Origin of the sequence: Paraburkholderia sp. RL17-347-BIC-D (assembly GCF_046027915.1) — a bacterium.
Lineage (GTDB): Bacteria > Pseudomonadota > Gammaproteobacteria > Burkholderiales > Burkholderiaceae > Paraburkholderia.
In genome coordinates this window covers 195,776-212,563 of record NZ_JARESS010000012.1, presented here as the reverse complement: position 1 = coordinate 212,563, position 16,788 = coordinate 195,776, and the positions used below count along the sequence as shown (strand labels likewise).

The 16,788-nt window shown below is 64.6% G+C and carries 18 protein-coding genes; 11 read left to right on the top strand and 7 right to left on the bottom strand.

Translation table 11 applies throughout. From position 1 onward, the window contains the following. Window positions 1–12: 12 nt before the first annotated feature. Window positions 13–1,245: a DUF2252 domain-containing protein gene (locus tag P0D96_RS18860; RefSeq protein WP_408314749.1), complete on the bottom strand. Its 1,233-nt coding sequence runs from the start codon at window positions 1,243–1,245 to the stop codon at window positions 13–15. Window positions 1,246–1,703: 458 nt separating this feature from the next. Here P0D96_RS18860 and P0D96_RS18855 point away from each other — a divergent pair, with 458 nt between their 5' ends. The 6 genes from P0D96_RS18855 to P0D96_RS18830 all read left to right on the top strand — a co-directional run bounded on the left by P0D96_RS18855 (window position 1,704) and on the right by P0D96_RS18830 (window position 7,815). Further along, on the top strand, window positions 1,704–4,367 hold the full coding sequence (locus P0D96_RS18855) for a hybrid sensor histidine kinase/response regulator (protein WP_408314747.1): 2,664 nt from the start codon (window positions 1,704–1,706) through the stop codon (window positions 4,365–4,367). 34 nt (window positions 4,368–4,401) lie between these two features. Then, window positions 4,402–5,316, top strand: a complete 915-nt coding sequence (locus tag P0D96_RS18850) for a DUF72 domain-containing protein (protein WP_408281718.1) — start codon at window positions 4,402–4,404, stop codon at window positions 5,314–5,316. A gap of 172 nt (window positions 5,317–5,488) precedes the next feature. Next, entirely contained in the window at window positions 5,489–6,235 is a 747-nt protein-coding gene (locus P0D96_RS18845; RefSeq protein WP_408281719.1) for a GntR family transcriptional regulator, read from the top strand. A 14-nt stretch (window positions 6,236–6,249) separates the two neighbouring features. Next, window positions 6,250–7,122: a sulfite exporter TauE/SafE family protein gene (locus P0D96_RS18840; protein WP_408314745.1), complete on the top strand. Its 873-nt coding sequence runs from the start codon at window positions 6,250–6,252 to the stop codon at window positions 7,120–7,122. Beyond that, a complete protein-coding gene (locus P0D96_RS18835) occupies window positions 7,119–7,442 on the top strand; it encodes a DUF1634 domain-containing protein (RefSeq protein ID WP_408177110.1) in 324 nt (107 codons plus the stop codon). The genes P0D96_RS18840 and P0D96_RS18835 overlap by 4 nt, the downstream gene beginning before the upstream one ends. A 106-nt stretch (window positions 7,443–7,548) precedes the next feature. Further along, complete coding sequence (locus P0D96_RS18830) at window positions 7,549–7,815, top strand: hypothetical protein (protein ID WP_132382485.1); 267 nt, start codon at window positions 7,549–7,551, stop codon at window positions 7,813–7,815. Between the two features lie 45 nt (window positions 7,816–7,860). On the opposite strand, the gene P0D96_RS18825 is transcribed toward P0D96_RS18830, so the two are convergent. The 4 genes from P0D96_RS18825 to P0D96_RS18810 all read right to left on the bottom strand — a co-directional run bounded on the left by P0D96_RS18825 (window position 7,861) and on the right by P0D96_RS18810 (window position 10,733). Then, a complete protein-coding gene (locus P0D96_RS18825) occupies window positions 7,861–9,216 on the bottom strand; it encodes an ATP-binding protein (protein WP_408314743.1) in 1,356 nt (451 codons plus the stop codon). After that, window positions 9,213–9,926, bottom strand: coding sequence for a response regulator (locus P0D96_RS18820; RefSeq protein WP_132382482.1), 714 nt, complete (start codon window positions 9,924–9,926; stop codon window positions 9,213–9,215). The genes P0D96_RS18825 and P0D96_RS18820 overlap by 4 nt, the downstream gene beginning before the upstream one ends. 16 nt (window positions 9,927–9,942) lie before the next feature. Further along, the gene (locus P0D96_RS18815) at window positions 9,943–10,329 is read right to left on the bottom strand and encodes a hypothetical protein (protein ID WP_408177107.1); all 387 of its coding nucleotides are present in this window, start codon (window positions 10,327–10,329) and stop codon (window positions 9,943–9,945) included. Window positions 10,330–10,442: 113 nt separating this feature from the next. Further along, window positions 10,443–10,733, bottom strand: a complete 291-nt coding sequence (locus P0D96_RS18810) for an EF-hand domain-containing protein (protein WP_132382480.1) — start codon at window positions 10,731–10,733, stop codon at window positions 10,443–10,445. A gap of 252 nt (window positions 10,734–10,985) precedes the next feature. On the opposite strand from P0D96_RS18810, the gene P0D96_RS18805 reads away from it, so the two are divergent. Both P0D96_RS18805 and P0D96_RS18800 read left to right on the top strand, forming a co-directional pair. Continuing rightward, on the top strand, window positions 10,986–11,471 hold the full coding sequence (locus P0D96_RS18805) for a hypothetical protein (RefSeq protein ID WP_408177106.1): 486 nt from the start codon (window positions 10,986–10,988) through the stop codon (window positions 11,469–11,471). A 373-nt stretch (window positions 11,472–11,844) separates the two neighbouring features. Next, window positions 11,845–12,090 (top strand): hypothetical protein, encoded by a 246-nt coding sequence (locus P0D96_RS18800; RefSeq protein ID WP_408314740.1) that lies wholly within the window; start codon window positions 11,845–11,847, stop codon window positions 12,088–12,090. Between the two features lie 45 nt (window positions 12,091–12,135). Here the strand turns inward: P0D96_RS18800 and P0D96_RS18795 are convergent, their stop codons facing one another. Beyond that, the gene (locus P0D96_RS18795) at window positions 12,136–13,386 is read right to left on the bottom strand and encodes an arsenic transporter (protein ID WP_408314739.1); all 1,251 of its coding nucleotides are present in this window, start codon (window positions 13,384–13,386) and stop codon (window positions 12,136–12,138) included. A gap of 133 nt (window positions 13,387–13,519) precedes the next feature. Beyond that, on the bottom strand, window positions 13,520–14,545 hold the full coding sequence (locus P0D96_RS18790) for a sensor domain-containing diguanylate cyclase (RefSeq protein ID WP_408314737.1): 1,026 nt from the start codon (window positions 14,543–14,545) through the stop codon (window positions 13,520–13,522). A 208-nt stretch (window positions 14,546–14,753) separates the two neighbouring features. On the opposite strand from P0D96_RS18790, the gene P0D96_RS18785 reads away from it, so the two are divergent. From P0D96_RS18785 to P0D96_RS18775, 3 genes are all read left to right on the top strand, one after another. Continuing rightward, complete coding sequence (locus tag P0D96_RS18785) at window positions 14,754–15,308, top strand: cytochrome b (protein WP_132382474.1); 555 nt, start codon at window positions 14,754–14,756, stop codon at window positions 15,306–15,308. Between the two features lie 125 nt (window positions 15,309–15,433). Beyond that, complete coding sequence (locus P0D96_RS18780) at window positions 15,434–16,009, top strand: YceI family protein (RefSeq protein WP_132382473.1); 576 nt, start codon at window positions 15,434–15,436, stop codon at window positions 16,007–16,009. 45 nt (window positions 16,010–16,054) lie between these two features. Continuing rightward, window positions 16,055–16,633, top strand: a complete 579-nt coding sequence (locus P0D96_RS18775; RefSeq protein ID WP_132382471.1) for a YceI family protein — start codon at window positions 16,055–16,057, stop codon at window positions 16,631–16,633. Window positions 16,634–16,788 lie beyond the last annotated feature (155 nt).

The following is a 16,788-nucleotide window of genomic DNA, read 5'->3' as shown; positions in this document are numbered from 1 at the left end:
GAGCACACCGCATCAGCCGTCATCGCGACCGGTCGCATACCGCCGGCAATGCTCCAGATAACCGGCAGCATGGCTGCTCACCAATTCGACGATGCCCGTCCACAGCCACCCCGGCGCATCGAGCGTCTTCGAGCGGTTTCTGCGTAGCTCGGTGAGCCAGCCCTTGCGCTCGGCGCTATCCATCTGCCGCGCGTGCGCCTTGCCGACCACCATCGCGAGAAAGCGCGCTACCTTCATCGCCTCGTCGCGGGTGAACTGCTCGATGGTCAGCTTCATGTCCTGCGGCAGCAGTTCACGAATCACGACGGCGCGCTCCGCCAGACGCGCCGAGCGCATCCGCTCGCCAAGCGAGGGCGACAGATGCCGCGCGCCCTCCACCACCCGCTCCGCGTTATCGCGCGGCATGCGCACGCCGGGATAGCGCGGCGCGGCCGCTTGCGCCGCTTCCTTGATATCGATCAGGCACAAGTCGTCGCCCTCCACCGCCGCGCCGTCGATGTCGAGCAGCACCGCATAGCGCAACCTGCCGAGCGAACTGCAGCCTTTCACCCAGTAGGCGGCGTCGAGCACTTCCACGTCGGCCTCGTCGCCGGTGCCGCGCAGCACTGTGGCGAGCCGCGCCAATGAGCCTTTCTCGAACAACGTCTCGATCTCCCGCCGCTCGCTCTTGGCGAGCGGCCAGAAGCGCGGGCCGAGCGGAATGGTCGGATCGAGATCCTCGATGCGCTCCTCAGCGAGATGACGCCACGAACGGCGCACCGCTTCCCTCATCACCACTCGCACCGCCTCGGGCTTTTCCGCGTGGATGTCGGCGTCGCCCGCGGCGTCGTCGAAGGCGCGCTCGTAACCGTCCGCGATCGCTTCCATCATGCGTACCGTCGTCACGCCCGGCAGGTCCGAGCCGCGCGCGGCGGTCGCCAATGACAGGCCGAGGCGAATCAGGTCGTGGGCCGGATTGCCGATCACCGTTTGATCGAGATCGCGAATCTGGATTTCGACGCGCCCTTGCGCGTCGGCAACGGGTCCGAGATTACCGGTATGGCAATCGCCGCAAATCCAGATCGCGGGACCCTCCGGCAAAGCATGGCCTTCGATGCCCTCGAGCCATTCGTAGAACTTGCTGGTGTTGCCGCGTACATAAGCGTGTGCCGAGCGCGCCATTCTGGCGTTGCGGCGCGTGATCAACAACGCCTGGCGCGCATCCGCTTTAGGCAGCTTGTTTCGTGTGATGTTTTTCTTGCTCATTGTGCGGTCCGCTTTTATCGACGTTCAAATTTCTGCGTGGCGTCCAGGCCCACAGTGCGCCGGTCGGCGCAGTTGAACAAATGGCGGCAGCAGGATGCGCGCCCGCGTGATGAATGCAGTCTGTAAGCGGCACGCAGCGGCCGGAATCACGCCGGCATCTTCCGCATGAAATGCCTACCTGTGAGCTTCTTTCCGCTATCCGGGGCACTCGGTTCTTCGTCCAGGTAATTCTTGCGAACCCCGTTGCGGACAGGCTTCGGCTAAACCCCATAACCCATGCGTGACGGGTCACCGGCCCGGCGTTGTGGCCTACAATTGTCGCAACCGCGTGTCAGCTATCCGCCGGCTCGCGGTGCACGGCAGAAGATTCATCCCGCCTCCTGCTGAGAGTGCAAGCGCGTCGCGCGCGCCGGCAGAGTGGGGACACTTTCATCGACGTGACCTCTGTGGAGCGCAGCATGCCATTTCCGGCACAAGACCACGGCTGCCCCGGCTGGCGCGGGCAGATGGCGCAGCGCATCAGCGCATTCGACTGGGCCGCCACCGGCCTCGGCGCCATTGAAAACTGGCCACGCAGTCTGACCGCCACGGTCCAGTTGCTGCTCGCCTCGCCGGTGCCGCTGGTGCTGCTGTGGGGCAAGCCCGGCTACATGATCTACAACGACGCCTACGCGATCTTCGCGGGCGGACGCCATCCCTATCTGCTCGGCTGTCCTGTCGAACACGGCTGGCCGGAAGTCGCCGACTTCAACCGGCATGTCATGGCCACCTGTCTCGCGGGCGGCACGCTGTCGTATCGCGACAAGGAGCTGGTGCTGCTGCGCGACGGCAAACCCGAAGACGTGTGGATGGATCTCTACTACAGCCCGGTCGCCGACGACAGCGGCGCGCCGGCCGGCGTGCTGGCGGTGGTCGTCGAAACCACCGCGCGCGTGCTCACCGAACGCTGGCGGCAGCGCGCCGAGGCCGAACTGCACGAGACCAACGAACGGCTGCAACTCGCGCTCAATACCGGCACGGTGCTCGGTACATGGGTGCTGGATGTGCACACGGGCAAGGTCAGCGGCGACGAACGTTTCGCGCGCACCTTTTCCTTTCTGCAGGAAGAAGCCGCAAAGGGCGTCGAGCGCGATGCAGCCATCCAGATGCTTCATCCGGACGATCAGGCGCTCAACGATCAACTGACCGCCGAGGCGATCCGCTCGGGCGAGCCGTTTCGCGCCGAGTTTCGAATCCGCCGGCCCGATGGCGACTATATGTGGGTGCAGGCAAACGGCCAGTGCGAATTCGACGAGCATGGCGAACCGACACGCTTTCCCGGCGTGCTGATCGACATTCACGAACGCAAGATCGCCGAACAGTCGCTGCGCCAGTTGACCGAGACCCTCGAACAGCGCGTCGCCGACGCAGTCGCGGCACGCGCGCTGGCCGAGGAGCAATTGCGCCAGGCGCAGAAGATGGAAGCGATCGGCAGCCTCACGGGCGGCGTCGCGCACGACTTCAATAACGTGCTGCAGGTGATCAACGGCAACCTGCAAATGCTTGCCGCCGACGCCGGCGGGCACCCGGCCACGCTGCGCCGCCTGTCCGCCGCGACGGACGCCGTCAAACGCGGTGCGAAACTGGCTGCGCATCTGCTCGCCTTCGCACGGCGCCAGCCGCTCTCGCCGACCGTGCTGAACCCGCGCCGCCTGCTCCGCGGCATGAGCGAAATGCTGCATCGCGCGCTCGGCGAAACGGTCCGGATCGATACGGTCCTGAGCGACGATCTGTGGAACGTGCAGGTGGATCGCAATCAACTGGAAAACGCGCTGCTCAATCTAGCGATCAACGCGCGCGACGCGATGCAGGCGGACGGCACGCTCACCGTGCGCGCGGCCAACCGAGTGCTGGATGCCGCGTTCTGCCGAGGCAAACCGGAACTCTCTCCGGGCGAATACGTGGTGTTTTCCGTCACCGACACCGGCGCCGGCATGCCGCCCGAAATCCTGCAACGCGTGTTCGAACCGTTCTTCACCACCAAGCCCGACGGCCACGGCACCGGCCTCGGCCTGAGCATGGTGTTCGGCTTCGTCAGGCAAAGCGGCGGTCACACGTTGATCGACAGCGAAGTAGGACGCGGCACCACCGTCTCGCTGTTTTTCCCGCGCAGCTGCGAAGCCGAAACCTCGGAAGCCGTCGACGAGACCGCGGCGCCGAGCGGCGGCGGCGAAACCGTTCTGGTCGTCGAAGACGATGCCGACGTGCGCCTGACCGCCGTCGAAATGCTCGCGCAACTCGGCTACAAAGTGCTGACCGCGTCGAGCGGCGACGCGGCGATCGAGTTCATCGACAGCGATGTGCCGATCGATCTGCTGTTCACGGACGTGGTCATGCCCGGCAAGGTGAAAAGCGTGGAGCTCGCGCAACGTGCCGCGGCGCGCTCGCCCGCCGTGCCGACGCTCTTCACTTCCGGCTATACGCGCGATGAAATCGTCCATCACGGCAAACTCGACGCCGGCATCACGCTGCTCTCGAAGCCGTACCGGCGCGACGATCTCGCCCGCAAGGTGCGGGGCGTGTTGCGTGCCGGCGCGGCCACGCCTGCCGGCGTGTCCTTGTCCGTGTCCGTCGCCGATGGACAGATCGCCGCCTGCGTGCCGCCCGCCGTGTACGACCCAGGCAGAGAGTCCAGGCAGGAAAGCCAGCATTGCGCTACCGAGGCTGCATCCCAAAGGAGGGCCCCGTGGGGGACGGCGCGCTCGCCCGGCACGCCGGCTCGCGTGCTGCTGGTCGAAGACGACGCGGATTCACGCGAAGCATTCAGTGACCTGCTGAACGCCCTGGGCCTCGATTGCACCGCGGTCGCGAGCGCCGAAGAAGCGCTGCCGCTCGTGCCCGCGCAACACTTCGACATCCTGTTTACTGATCTCACGTTGCCGGGCATGTCCGGCGACAGCCTCGCGCGCGCCATGCTGCGCCAGCAGCCGGGTATTCGCGTGCTGCTGGTGTCGGGCTATGGCAAGAGCGCGCAGATCGGCGACGCCATTCCCGGCGCGCGGCTGCTCGGCAAACCGCTCGATATCGCGGAGCTGCGGCGCGAACTCGCGGACTGGATCGATCACACCGAAGAAGCGTCCTAGCCGGCGCACGCCACGCATTCAACTGACTTCGCCGATGGACATTCGCTGCGGCACCGCGGGCTGGACCGACAAGACGCTGATTGCCTGCAAGCGCTTTTATCCGCGCGGCAGCAGCAGCGCTGAAGCACGTCTGCGTTTTTATGCGTCGCAGTTCCCGCTGGTCGAAGTCGATTCGGCTTACTACGCAATGCCATCGGCGAGCAATGCGCAATTGTGGTTTGAGCGCACGCCCGAAGGCTTCACCTTCAACTTCAAGGCGTTTCGTCTCTTCACCGGACATCAGACTTCGCCCGAAGCGCTGCCGAGAGACATCGCAATGGCGCTGCCGGAAGGCATCACCGGCCCGCGCAAGAAAAACGTCTACTACCGCGACATGCCCGACGACATCCGCGATGAACTGTGGCGGCGCTATCTGGAAGCGCTCGAACCGCTGCGCGTGAGCGGACGACTCGGCGCCGTGCTGTTCCAGTTTGCACCGTGGATCACGCGCGCGCCGGATGGCCTCGCGCTGGTCGAGGAATGCCGGGCGCGCATGGCGGGCTACATGATGGCGGCGGAATTTCGCAATCAGTCGTGGTTCGATGACGAGCATGCGGCCTGGTCGCTCGAGTTTCTGCGCGAGCGGGGCATCGTGCATGTGATCGTCGATGCGCCGCCGGACGTGAGCAACCGCGTGCATACCGTGTGGGAGGCGACGAATCCTGAACTCGCGATGGTGCGTCTGCATGGGCGCAACACGCAAACGTGGAGCGCGACAGGCGCCGCGAGCGCCGCGGATCGCTTCGACTATGACTACAACGAAGCGGAACTGACGGAACTGGCCGTCCCGATCCGCGCGATCGCGAGACGGGCAGGACGCACGCATGTCATTTTCAATAATTGCTTCGAGGATCAGGGGCAGCGGAATGCGCGGACGTTGATGGAGATTCTGGGAAATGATTTCCCGTAGCAATCGCGCTGAACACTCCAATGATCGTTTCGCCGCCCACGCGAGGCGCGTCAGTATCTTTGCCGATCGAATCCCTTCAGCCTTGACCTCATGACGATCGCAGCCAGGCACTGACGCCGCCCCTCAAAACCGGCCCTTGACACCAAGACATCATGACGTCATGATGTCTCACATGACCACGGACCGCAGCAACCAGCTCCCTCTCTACGCGCAAGTCGAAGCGACCCTCGCCGCACGCATCGCCGACGGCACCTATCCGCCGGGCACCCAGCTACCCAACGAAGCCAGCCTGCTCGCCAGCTTCAACATCAGCCGCACCACCCTGCAGAAGACGGTGCAGAACCTGATCGCGCGCGGCCTGATCGAAATCCGCCGTGGCAAAGGCACCTTCGTCACGCAGCCGCGCCTGACCCAGCCGCTCACCGAACTGAGCGGCTTCGTCGAGGACATGCGCGCGCACGGCCGTCATCCGACCGCCCGGCTGGTCGGCAAGCAGATCGAAAAGGCCAGCGAAGCAGTGGCCGGCAAGCTGTCGCTCGCACCCGGCACGCCGGTCGTGCACATCCGGCGCGTGCGCATCGCCGACGGCACCCCGCTCTCGTTCGACGAAACCTGGCTGCCGCAAGACATCGGCGAAAAGATCATGCAAGACGATCTGGAGGCCGAGCCGATCTTTACGCTGCTCGAGCAAAAGTACGGCATGCCGCTGATCGAGGCGGAGTACCGCCTCGAAGCGATCGCCGCCGACAAAGCCGTCGCTCGGGCGCTCGACATCGCGCCCGGCAGCCCGATCTTTCTCATCGAGCGCACCTCGTATGGCGACGGCAACCGTCCCGTCGATTACGAAAAGCTCTACTACCGCGGCGACCAGATCCAGTTCGTGACCCGCCTCGCGCGGCGCAAGCCGCGCGGCCAATGACGGGCGCGGCGGCGATGGATCTGCACTACACGTTATGGCTGTTCGCGGTGTCGCTCGGCGCGAGCGCGCTGGGCGGCATGCTCGGCATGGCGAGCGGCATTTTCATCGTGCCGGTCCTGACCATGTTCGGCCACGTCGATATCCACGTCGCGATCGGCGCCAGCATCGTCTCAGTGATCGCCTGTTCGTGTGGCGGCGCCGCGCCCTTCCTGCGCGAACGCCTGACCAACGTCCGGCTCGCGCTCGTGTTGGAAACGGCGACCACGCTCGGCGCGCTGTCGGGCGTGCTGCTGAGCGGGCTGATTCCCGTGCCCGCGCTGTACTTCATTTTCGCCGTGATCCTGCTGTTGTCGGCGCAGCAAATGCTCGCACGGCGCACCGATCCGGCGACCGCCGCCGATGCCGCCGGCACGCCCCGCGCCAACTCGTGGGGCGCCTCGTTGCGGCTGGATTCGAGCTATCCGGACCGCGCGCTCGGACGCGACGTCGCGTACCGTGTGCAGCGCGTGCCGCTGGGCCTGTCGCTGATGTACGGCGCGGGTCTGATTTCGGCGCTGCTTGGCATCGGCAGCGGCGTGCTCAAGATTCCCGCGATGGATACCGCGCTGCGCCTGCCGATCAAGGTCTCGTCGGCGACCTCCAACTTCATGATCGGCGTGACGGCGGCGGCCAGCGCCGGCGCGTACTTCCTGAGGGGCGAGATCGTGACCGCGATCTCCGGTCCGGTGGCCTTGGGCTCGGTGGCCGGCGCGCTGCTCGGCGCGCGCGTGCTCATGCGCGTCTCCAACGACCGGCTGCGCGTGTTGTTCGTCGCGGTGCTCGCGGCGCTTGCCGTGCAGATGCTGCTCGAAGCCTTCGGCGTTCACCTGTTCGGAGCGTCGGCATGAGCCGCATCGCGCGGGCCGGCGCCCGGCTCGAACACTGGCTGGCGGCGCTGCTGCATTACGGCACGTGGATCGCGACGGGCACGATCGCGCTCGGCCTCGCCATCGCCCTGGCCGCCATGCGGACCACGGGCGCCGGTCTCCCGGCATCGGCCGGGATGCCTGTCGTGACTATCGGCATCGCGCTTTTTATCCTGCTGCCGGTAATGCGGCTTATATTGATGTTAGGCGTGTTCCTGCATCAACGGGATTACCGGTTCAGCGCGATCGCCGCACTCGTGCTGGTGATCGTGGCCGCGGGATTGGTGGTCGGCGCGGCGTGAGATGCGCGGCACGCACGCGCCCTGGTATGATGCCCATCGTGCGCCTTCCGTGGAGTTCGGTTCACCGGTGCTCCTCACGCAGCTTCCCATCGTCACGAGAACCATCATGCCCGTCCAACCCGACAAAGTCCCCGCTGCCAGCGCCACGCCGGACAAGGCCCCGCGCAAGGTGATGCCCATCGCCGCGCGCAATCTTCTGATGGTGGCCGTCGGCATCGTGGTCTTCGCGATCGTGGCGACCGTCGTGCTTTACGGTCCGATTACGTACGGCGACGAGATTCCGAACTTCGGCATCATCCTCATGTTGACCGTGCCGGTGATCGCGGGCGTGGCGTTCCGGGTCGGGCTGGATGCATGGTTCGACCGGAAGTGAGCGAAGAACGCGCAGCAGCGGAACGACGCCTCGCAACGGCCACTTTTAGCGCGTCGAGGCGCTAAGGGGCAACACCACCCACACTTCCAGCCCGCCGCCCTCGCGCGCATGAAACTCCAGACTGCCGCCATGCAGCCGCGCGATCCGCTCGACGATCGCCAGTCCCAAACCGGTGCCGCCGCTATGCGAACGCGCATTGCGGCCACGCTGAAACGGCGCCTTCAGTTGCTCCAGTTCCTGCGCTGAAAGACCTTTGCCGCGATCGCCGACCGCCACATACACCGCCTCGCCCGTCGCCCAGCTTCGCACCGCCAGTCCGGTTCCGCCGTATACGATCGCGTTTTGCATCAGGTTCATCAGCAGCCGCATCATGCTGATCGGCCGGTACGGCACAGCGGGCAAAGTCGCGAGCGACAGATCGAACTCGTGACCCAGCCCCGCGAAATCCCCCGCGAGCCGTTCGACCAAGGCGTTCAGATCGCCGGGCTCCGGCTGCTCGCGCTCGCCGCTGCCCGCGTAATCCATGAACTGCTGCAAGATCGTTTCGATCTGATCCAGATACGATTCGGCGGCGACCACGAAGCTGCTGTCGCTGCCGCTGGGCATCGCCATGGCCATCGAAAGGCGCAGCTTGGTGAGCGGCGTGCGGATGTCGTGCGAGATGCCGGCGAGCATCAGCGCGCGCGTCGCCTCGGCTTGCTGCAACGCCTGCGTCATCTGATTGAAGGCGCCGCTCACCGCGGCGATTTCCGTGGGGCCGTCTGTCGGCAGCGGCGCGGGCGTTTCGCCGGCGCTCACGCGGCGCGCCGCCCGCGTCAATTCCTGAAGCGGCCGGTTGAGGTGGCGCTGGATCACATAACCGGTCAATGCCGCCAGCGCGCCGAGCCCGAGCGAGAGCACGATCGCGGCGTCGAGTCCGTTGCCCTGCGCGTCTTCGGGAATCGGCAGGGCGATCCAGTACGGCGTTTGCGGAGCGTCGGCCGGCGCGTGCATACGGATCCACAGGCGCTGGCCGCCCACCAATTGCCAGCGTGTCGGCATGTCGGCGGGCAGATGCGCGCGCAGGCTCTGGAGAAAGATGCGGCGCTGATAAACGCGATACGCGCCCATGAAACTCGGCGGCGGCTCGGCGACGGCTTCGTCCGGAACCTGTGCGCGCATATCGAGGCGCGTCGTCAATTCTCGACGCGTGTTGGGCGGCGTGGCCGCGAGCAGATTGTCGAGTGTGGTCACATAAGTGGCGAACACGGCCGCCGCGCGCTCGACCCGCGGCCGCTGCACATAATGCAGCAACACGGCGAGCGAACACACCTGGCTCAGCATCACGAGCGCGATCAGCAGCGCGATATTGCGCGCCAGCAGCGTTCTCGGCAGCAACCTGTGCAGCAGCGGGCGCGTCATGAGTCGACGTCCGCGACCAGCATGTAGCCCACGCCCCACACGGTCTTGATGAAGCGCGGCTTGGACGGATCGTCCTCGACGATCTGCCGCAGCCGCAGCACCTGCACGTCGATGCTGCGATCGAGCGCATCGTGCTCGCGGCCCCGCGCGCGCGCGAGCAGATTGTCGCGGCTCACCGGCCGGTTCGGCGACGACGCGAGTGCGACCAGCAGCAGCATCTGCGCCGAGTGAATATCCAGCAACTCGCCCATGCGCGAGAGCTGCTGCTTGGCGACATCGAGCGAAAAATCGCCGAAGCGCACGCTTTGCGACGTCACGGTGACTTCCCCCGAGGCGATCTTCTGGCGGCGCAGCAGCGCGTTGATGCGCGCCACCAGTTCACGCGGCAGGAACGGTTTGGCGAGATAGTCGTCGGCGCCGGTTTCGAGGCCGACCACCCGGTCGAGCGGATCGCCCTTCGCGGTCAGCATCAGGATCGGCAAGGTCTGCCCCTGCTCGCGCAAGCGGGCGCAGATGGCGAGACCGTCCTCTTCGCCGATCATCAGATCGAGCACCAGCAGATCGAATGGTTCGCGCTCCAGGTAGCGGTCCAGACGCTTGCCGTCCTCGGCGACGCGCACGTCGAAGCCGTGCCCGCGCAGGAAGCGCTGCAGCATGTTGCGCAATTCGACTTCGTCGTCGAGCACGATGATTTTGGCGGGGCGATCCATGCGAAGGCTCCTCGGTTCACGCTAGGCGTCGGGCGGCGTTTTCCGCGCCGCATGCCGCTCGGAGAGGCGCTGCAACGACACGTAGAACGACGGAATGAACAGCACGGCGATGCAGGTGGAAGCGAGCATCCCCGAAAATACCGCAATCCCGAGCGAACGGTGCGCGCTGGCACTTCTCCTGATACGACCTCGCGGTCGATTCATAGCCGATACCCGCGGGCAGAATGCGCGCGGCTTCCTGCTCGAACGTCACGATCGCGTCGTCCAGCACGATGCCGGCTTCAAGCGCATTCGCTTCGGGTAACTGATAAATGCCGATGCCCGCGGCCGGCTTGCCGACGCTCACGCGACCGCTGATCGACGCGCCGGAGCTGCACAGATGGCGGGACGTGGCAGGTTTCATCGCGCGTTTTTATTGGTTTCAGAGGACGGCTGATGGTTCGGCAGGACGGCTCGCGCGCCGGCGGCACACCGCGCCGCGCCACGGCCTCATGGTCCCGCCGATGCTCGCGCGCTTCAGTGCGTTGCCCCGCGTTGCTGCATGAATGCCTCGATCTGCGGCAGGGTGATGTAGCCCGCCTTCTGCGTATCGATCTCATCGAAATGCTTGGCGACCATCGGCATGCCCGCGGCGGCCTGGTCCTTGGTGAGCTTGCCGTCGTGCGTGGCATTGGCATTCGCAAAGCGCGATTGCAACTGCTGCACCATGCGCTCCATGCGCTGCGAGTCGCCGCCTTGAGGCGCGGCTTGAGCGAACGTGACGGTGGATGCGCAGCACAGCAACACGATAGCGATCAACTTCTTCATGACTGACTCCTTCGATTGAGCCACCGAGCGTCGCCTGCTGTTTTGCCGCGATCCGTTTCGATGACAGGCCGAATTCTTGGGGAAGCGTCGCCTGAAGGCAACTTCAGAATCATGTCGACTTATGTCATGGCTTTCGTGACCGCGTCACGAGCCGCCACGCTTGCCGCCACTGCAAATGCAGCATGCGCTCCATACACACACACGCACGCCGCAACACCGCCTCGGCGTGACATGGAATGAAATGAGTATGCGATGCCGTTTTCACCGCGCTTTGCGTATCTTTCGTCTGCCGGCGCCATCAGCGCCTCGTCGCAACGGCTGAACTCTCACGTCACCCGAGCCAGCCGGCCCGCCTCTTCACCCGAAGACGCATCGCACCGCTCAACGCATCAGGAGTACCAATTGACTATCCGCCTCGTTTGCGCCTCAACTGTCACCGCCATCGGCCTCGCCTGTTCGTCGACGGCGTTCGCCCGCGTGGTCGTCTATATGCCCGCCGCCGTGATCTACGCACCGCCGCCGCGCCCGGTCTACTACTCCGTGCCGGTCAATCCCGTGTATGTGGTGGCGCCCCCGCCGGTTCCCCTTCCCGTGGCCGTTCCGGTCGCGGCAACGGTGACGGCGCCGAAGCCCGTTCCCCTGTACACCACCGTCGTCGTACCCGCGCCAACCAACTACGCGATCGTGCCCGCCCCCGCGGTGACCTACGCCCAGCCCGTCATGATGATGCCGCGTTAGGCGCGCTCAGCTTCTTGTCAGCCGATGTGCTGGTTACAACAAAAGCCGCTGAACCAGCATAGGACATGCTGTTGGGGAGAACGCCTGGTGAATTCCCGTTGTCCTGAAGCATGTCCGGCGACGTGATGCGGAGCGCGAGTCCGTGTTGCAAAACTCCGAACGGACCCTTGGAATAAAGCGGTGGGTTTCGCGGTTCTAGAGGAAGGCCAAATGCGATGCGGTTCCGTTCCAGCGGGTGCGGAACATCGTTGGCTAAATGTCGCTTGTCACGTGGCGCATGTCCATTCGTGGGACATAGCTGTCCAACCATTGGACTCGCGAGTGGCTTGCGGACAGATGTCGGCCCGGCCACCACCCTTTGGGGAAACATCAGATGAACTACCAGGAACTCGACAAGGAGATCGCCCACCTCGAACGTGTGTTCGGGATGATCTCCAGCAACGATCGCATTCCGTTGTCCTATTGGCACAATCGCCTGCGAAATTTGCCCAGGCCGACGTTGATGCCGACACAGCGCGAGCGTATCGCGCGGCTCGAGGAGACGCTGCGCTCGCTGAACGAAGCGGACGAAGCGTCGTTCGCCGAAGCGCCGCTGCGTCCCACCGGTACGCGGTGGTAACCGGGCGGCCCGGAAGCCGCCGCCCTCGATGCTCGATTCACGCCGTCAAGCAGTCAGGATCCGCGCGGCGAGCGCCAGCACGAGTGCCGGCACCATAACCAGCGCGCCCACCTTCAAAAACTTCATGAAGCTCACGTCTTCGCCCTCGCGGCGAATCGCGTTGAGCCAAAGGATCGTTGCGAGTGAACCCGTGATGGACAGATTCGGGCCGAGGTCGACGCCGATCAGCAGCGCGTCGATCACACGCTCCGGGCTATGCGCCTGCATCACGGTCGAACTGGCGATCAGACCCGCCGGCAAGTTGTTCATCAGATTGCTGCCGATCGCGATGACGCTGCCTGCCCAGCCCGCCGTGGCCAGTTCGTGATGTTGCGCGGCGCGCTGCGTCAGTTGAGCCGCCGCCGTGATCACGCCGGTGTGATCGAGCATTTCGACGAGCACGAACAGCGCGGCCACCAGCGGCAGCACGCTCCACGAGATTTCGCGGATCATCGGCAGCGGCGACTTGCGCTCCAGAATCAGCACCACCAGCGCGGTCAGCGCGCCGAGTATCGCGGTCGGCATGCCGAGCGGAACATCGAACGCGGAGACCGTCAGCAGCGCGACGGCCGTCACCGCGATGCCCGCGAGCGCCACCTTGCCGCTCGACGAGAGCTCGACCGGCTCCAGATTCGCCTCGCAGGCGCCGGCGAGCGCGTCACGCTGGGTCCAGCGCAACATCACGTAGGTCGCGACGATCGATAGCAGCGAGGGCAGCGTGAAGCGCATCAGCCAGGCGCCGAGCGCGGGCGTGTGATTGCCGTACAGCACGATGTTGGCCGGATTCGAGATCGGCAGCACGAAGCTCGCCGCATTGGCGATGAACGCGCAGACGAACAGCAAGGGCAGCGGATGCGTCTTCGCCTTTTTGGCCGCGGCGAACACGGCCGGCGTGAGCACGACGGCGGTGGCGTCGTTCGAGAGAAACGCGGTGATCACCACGCCGACCAGGTAGACGAGCAGAAAGAGCTTGCGCGGCGAACCCTGGGCATGGTTGACCGCGAGCACGGCGACCCAGTCGAACAGGCCTTCACGGCGCCCCACTTCCGACAGCAGCATCATGCCGAAGAGAAACAGATAGACGTCGGTGCCCTTGCCGATCGCCTCGAGCGCCAGATGGACCGGCAACAGACCGAGCGAGACCAGCAGCAGCGCGCCGGCGACGGCCCACACGGCTTCGGGCCATTTGAACGGCCGCGTGATGACGCCCGCCGTGGCGGCGGCGGCGATACCCCAAGACAGGAAAATGGAATTCACGAAGTGAGCCCAGGATGATTGATGACGCGCGAGCGCGATGTCCGGCATGGCCGGGCGAACTCGCCCATGTTGCGGTGGTCGCAGGCGCTGATATAGCAAGTTGCGCGCCTATGGCCGTGCCGTTGCGTTCGCTTCATCCCACGCGGTTCACCGCCGCAATGCAATCGCGGCCGTTATCTTTGGCGCAGTACAACTGTGTATCCACCAGATTGACGAAGGCTACCGGATCGGCCGCCTCGACCGGAATCGTGGTGCCGACGCCGAAGCTGGCGGTCACCGTCTGGCGGAACGGCGAGCGCTCATGGGCGATCTCTTCGGTCGCAATACGGTCGCGGCAACGCTCGGCCACCTGGCGGGCGGCGTCGGCGCCGGTGTTCGGCAGGATCAGCACGAACTCTTCCCCGCCGAAGCGGCCGACAAAGTCGCCCGGCCGCACCGCGCTGCTCAACACGCCGGCGACCCGCTTCAGGCACTCGTCGCCCTGCACGTGTCCGTAGTAGTCGTTGTAGGACTTGAAGAAGTCGATATCGACCATGATCAACGAGAGCGGCGCCGCATGACGCAACGCCGCGCTCCATTCGCGCTGCAGGCGCGCGTCGAACGCGCGGCGATTGCCGACGCCCGTCAGGCCGTCCACGAACGAGAGCGCCTCGAGTTCCCGTTGCAGCGCGGCCAGTTTCTCCTCGGTCTTCTTGCGCTCGCTGATATCGAACATGAAGCCGACCAGCGACTCCACCTCGCCGCGCGCGTCACGCACCACATGCACCACGTCGCGCAGCCAGACGTATTCGCCCCGGCTCGTCAACGCGCGATAGTCCGCTTCGTGATCGGTGCCCGCCTGAGATTGGGCGACGCAGAATTCGACCACCTTCTCGCGGTCTTCGGGATGCATGCGCGCGGCCCAGTCCTGCACGGTTTTCCAGCTCGAGGGCGCCCAGCCCAGCAGGCCTTCGATCTGCGGGCCGATATAGGCAAACTCCATGGTCGCCCAATCGATCTTCCACGGAATCGCTTTGGTCGATTCGAGCAACGTGCGGTAGACAGCCGCGTCGTGCTCCATGTAGCCTTCCACCCCGGCCGCGGCAGTCGCCACGGGTGCCACCTCGTGGCGCAGAAAATCCGCGCCTAGCGCAATGTTGTTGTTTTCAATCCTGTTCATCGGTCTCGACTCTCCTGGCGGTTCAGCCGGCAAATTAACACAGTGGAGGACCTACCGGCCCATTACGGCCGCCGCGCCGCTTTATTCCAGCGACATTAGCGTCACGGATACAACAATCTGTTCCTTTCTCCCCGGCTATTCAGTTTTCATTGGCATCCCTACCATTCGCATTCACTTGCAATACCCGATAACCCACGAACGTTAAAGCATGAAATCCAGCCCCGTCCGTTCAGACCGCTACCACGGCGCCGCCATTGCCTTGCACTGGCTGATCGCGGCGTTGATCATCTGCGGCTTCTATATCGGCTGGATCATGACCGATATCCCCGGCTTCACGCCTACCAAGCTGAAGTATTTCTCCTGGCACAAGTGGATCGGCGTAACCGTATTTGTGCTCGCCGTGGCCCGCGTGCTGTGGCGCGCCACCCACCGCGCGCCGGCGCTCGACAGCGCCACGCCCGCATGGCAGAAGGCCGCCGCGCATCTGGTGCACGGCGTGCTGTACGTGCTGATGCTGGCGATTCCGCTGTCCGGCTACTTCTATAGTTCCGCCGCCGGCATTCAGGTGGTGTATCTCGGCATCGTGCCGCTGCCTACCTTCATCGGCCCGGATCAGGCGCTCAAGGCAAGTCTGCGCACGGTCCACGTGCTGCTCAATTACACCTTGCTCGCGCTGGTGGCGATGCATGTGGCGGCGGCGCTCAAGCATCAATTCGTCGATCGCGACGGATTGCTGGCCCGAATGATTCCGTTCCTCAAGTAACGGCAGACGATAGCCACACGGCAGCAGACAGCGGCGGACAGCCGGCGATTGGCTACGGCTTGTTGGCAATCTAATTCCCAGCGGTGCGCAATCAACGCACGCGGGTTCATAGGATGCGTACCACCATGAAAGCAAACTTTTACCACTCCGTTCAACGCGTGACGCTCGCCGGCATCACGGCCTTTTCGCTGCTGGGCGCAAGCCTCGCGCATGCCGATGTCGACACGGGCAAGAGCAGCGTAATTGCCACCACGAAACAGATGAACGTGCCCGTCGACGGCAAGTTCAGGAAATTCTCGGCGCAACTGAATTTCGATCCGGCCAAGCCCACCGCGGGCAGCGCCAATGTGTCGATCGACACCGGCAGCTACGACCTCGGCGCCGACGACTACAACAAGCAGGCCCAAGGCAAGGAATGGTTCGACAGCGCCACCTTCCCGGCCGCAACCTTCGTCTCCAGCGCGATCGCGCCGGCCGGCGGCAACCAGTACAAGATCACCGGCAAGCTCACCATCAAGGGCAAGTCGCAAACCGTCGTGGTGCCCGTCACCATTGCCAGCCAGGGCGCCACGCAAACCTTCGACGGCGCGTTGCCGATCAAGCGCTCGCAATTCGACGTCGGTACTGGCGAATGGAAAGACACGTCGGTGGTCGCCGATGAAGTCGTCATCAAATTTCACATCGTCGCTTCGAAGAAATAACTCGACACGAAGCGTCACAGCACTTTCTGAAACCTGGAGAACAACTTGAAGAAACAACTTTTGCTCGCCGCAGGCGCGCTGGCCACTGCACTGTCGTTCAACGCGATGGCAGCCGATACGTATCAGCTCGACCCGACGCACACCTACCCGAGCTTCGAAACCGATCACTTCGGCGGCCTGTCCATCTGGCGCGGCAAGTTCAAGAAGAGCAGCGGCACCGTGGTGCTGGATCGCGCGGCGAAGACCGGTACGGTCGACGTGACGATCGACATGAGCTCGGTGGATATCGGCAACGACAAGCTCGACGCGGAACTGGTCACGGACAAGTTCTTCGACGCCGCGAAGTACCCGACCGCGACCTACAAGGGCACGCAGATCCGCTTCGACGGCGACAAGCCGGTGGAAGTGATCGGCACGCTGACGATGCACGGCATCACCAAGCCGGTCAATCTGAAGATCGAATCGTTCAAGTGCATCATGAACCCGATGCTCAAGCGTGAAGTGTGCGGCACGGAATCGACCGCGACGTTCAATCGCGACGACTTCGGCGTCGACTTCGGCAAGACCTACGGCTTCAAGATGCAGACCACGCTGCACATTCAGGCCGAAGGCATCAAGCAGTAATTGCCTGTCGCCCGGACTCCCGGGTTTGCATCAGGCGGTTGCGGCAACCAGTCCCTCGACTTCCGTTGCCGCAACCCGCTCCCAACTCTCCACGCCAGCCCGTTTCTTCCCTCAGCCGCTCACCGGCGAGCCGAACGTCCGCGCTTTCCGTGTAA

Bases quoted from the DNA above. Each gene is read 5' to 3' on its own strand.
- P0D96_RS18820 (WP_132382482.1), bottom strand. From the start codon at position 9,926: ATGGATCGCCCCGCCAAAATCATCGTGCTCGACGACGAAGTCGAATTG.
- P0D96_RS18780 (WP_132382473.1), top strand. From the start codon at position 15,434: ATGAAAGCAAACTTTTACCACTCCGTTCAACGCGTGACGCTCGCCGGC.
- P0D96_RS18825 (WP_408314743.1), bottom strand. From the start codon at position 9,216: ATGACGCGCCCGCTGCTGCACAGGTTGCTGCCGAGAACGCTGCTGGCG.
- P0D96_RS18805 (WP_408177106.1), top strand. From the start codon at position 10,986: ATGCCGTTTTCACCGCGCTTTGCGTATCTTTCGTCTGCCGGCGCCATC.
- P0D96_RS18800 (WP_408314740.1), top strand. From the start codon at position 11,845: ATGAACTACCAGGAACTCGACAAGGAGATCGCCCACCTCGAACGTGTG.
- P0D96_RS18840 (WP_408314745.1), top strand. From the start codon at position 6,250: ATGGATCTGCACTACACGTTATGGCTGTTCGCGGTGTCGCTCGGCGCG.
- P0D96_RS18850 (WP_408281718.1), top strand. From the start codon at position 4,402: ATGGACATTCGCTGCGGCACCGCGGGCTGGACCGACAAGACGCTGATT.
- P0D96_RS18855 (WP_408314747.1), top strand. From the start codon at position 1,704: ATGCCATTTCCGGCACAAGACCACGGCTGCCCCGGCTGGCGCGGGCAG.
- P0D96_RS18785 (WP_132382474.1), top strand. From the start codon at position 14,754: ATGAAATCCAGCCCCGTCCGTTCAGACCGCTACCACGGCGCCGCCATT.
- P0D96_RS18815 (WP_408177107.1), bottom strand. From the start codon at position 10,329: ATGAAACCTGCCACGTCCCGCCATCTGTGCAGCTCCGGCGCGTCGATC.
- P0D96_RS18860 (WP_408314749.1), bottom strand. From the start codon at position 1,245: ATGAGCAAGAAAAACATCACACGAAACAAGCTGCCTAAAGCGGATGCG.
- P0D96_RS18835 (WP_408177110.1), top strand. From the start codon at position 7,119: ATGAGCCGCATCGCGCGGGCCGGCGCCCGGCTCGAACACTGGCTGGCG.
- P0D96_RS18845 (WP_408281719.1), top strand. From the start codon at position 5,489: ATGACCACGGACCGCAGCAACCAGCTCCCTCTCTACGCGCAAGTCGAA.
- P0D96_RS18790 (WP_408314737.1), bottom strand. From the start codon at position 14,545: ATGAACAGGATTGAAAACAACAACATTGCGCTAGGCGCGGATTTTCTG.
- P0D96_RS18830 (WP_132382485.1), top strand. From the start codon at position 7,549: ATGCCCGTCCAACCCGACAAAGTCCCCGCTGCCAGCGCCACGCCGGAC.
- P0D96_RS18810 (WP_132382480.1), bottom strand. From the start codon at position 10,733: ATGAAGAAGTTGATCGCTATCGTGTTGCTGTGCTGCGCATCCACCGTC.